Here is a 1,444-nt window from a genome sequence, read left to right on the forward strand (position 1 = left end):
GAACTGCACCCCATTTGTTAGACACAATACTAACGAATGAGGTGTTTTTTTCATGGCTAAAATGAGTGCCGAAGAAAAATTAGCAGCGGTTGAACGCTATCTAAATGGCAAGGAAAGCTCCAGAACAGTCGCTGCGGATTTCGGTATTTCACATCGCTACTTACTAACGTTGACGAACCAATACCGAAAGAATGGCGTAGAAGTGTTCGTTAGACGATATACAAATTACACAAAAGCATTTAAACTAGACGTACTTAACTATATGACTGAACACGGTACGTCCTTACACGAAACGGCTGCGATTTTCAACATTGCGGCTAGTACGTCGATACGGAATTGGCAAAAACAATTCGAAGCATTAGGAGAAGATGCCCTTCAGCCAAAGAAAAAGGGGCGTCTATCCATGAAAAAACAATCGACTAAAAAACCTAAAAATGTACTAGCAGAAGGCTCTACAGAAGCACTTCAAGCGCGTATTCAGCAGCTTGAAATGGAAAATGCCTATTTAAAAAAGTTGAATGCCTTAGTTCAAGCCAAGGAAGCATCACCACGAAAGACAAAGTAAACGTCATTTGTGAATTAAGGGATACATATTCGGTGAAAGCACTTATCGCGTACGCAGAAATACCACGCAGTACGTTTTATCATATCGCAAAGAAATTAGCGTTACCTGATCCAGACGCTGATTTAAAAGCGGACATTCAAGCAATTTACGACGAACACGAAGGTCGCTATGGCTACCGTCGTATTCGTGATGAGCTAGCGAATCGTGGGCAAAAAGTGAACCACAAAAAGGTACAGCGCCTCATGAAAGCGCTTGGCTTAAAATGTTTAGTGCGTATGAAAAAATATAAATCGTATAAAGGCTCAGTTGGCGAAATTGCGGACAATATTTTAAATCGTCAATTTAAAGCGGAAGCACCAAATGAGAAATGGACAACGGATATTTCAGAGTTTAAATTATTTGGCGAAAAGCTGTATTTATCGCCTGTTTTAGACATGTTTAACGGAGAAATCATCACCTACACAATCGGCTCTAGACCGACTTTCTCTCTTGTTTCAGACATGTTAGAAAAGGCCTTAGAACGCTTACCAGAAGACCATAAGCTCCTCATGCATTCCGATCAAGGCTGGCATTATCAAATGAAGCAATATCGCCATGCGCTCCAATCGAGAGGCATTGTGCAAAGTATGTCACGTAAAGGCAACTGTTACGATAACTCGGTGATGGAGAATTTCTTTGGCATCATGAAATCTGAATTCCTTTACTTAAAAGAATTTGAAAGCATTGAGCACTTTAAAGAAGAGCTCGAAAAATATATTCATTATTACAACACGAAACGGATTAAGGCAAAATTAAAATTGAGTCCAGTGCAATACCGAACTCAATTTACCCAAGCTGCCTAAGCGAAATAACCGTGTCTAACTTTTGGGGGTCACTTCA

Annotated in this window: 1 protein-coding gene; it reads left to right on the plus strand. The window is 40.2% G+C overall.

What is annotated here, in order from left to right; genetic code table 11:
- The first annotated feature begins 52 nt into the window (after nt 1-52).
- Nucleotides 53-1,407, plus strand: a protein-coding gene (locus CH76_RS13795) for an IS3 family transposase (RefSeq protein WP_152553350.1) whose coding sequence is annotated in 2 segments (ribosomal slippage) — nt 53-506 and nt 506-1,407 — 1,356 coding nt in all. Because the reading frame shifts where the segments join, the coding sequence is not laid out codon by codon here.
- Nucleotides 1,408-1,444: the final 37 nt, after the last annotated feature.

The sequence above is a fragment of the Lysinibacillus sp. BF-4 genome, assembly GCF_000743635.1.
Classification (GTDB): domain Bacteria; phylum Bacillota; class Bacilli; order Bacillales_A; family Planococcaceae; genus Metalysinibacillus; species Metalysinibacillus saudimassiliensis.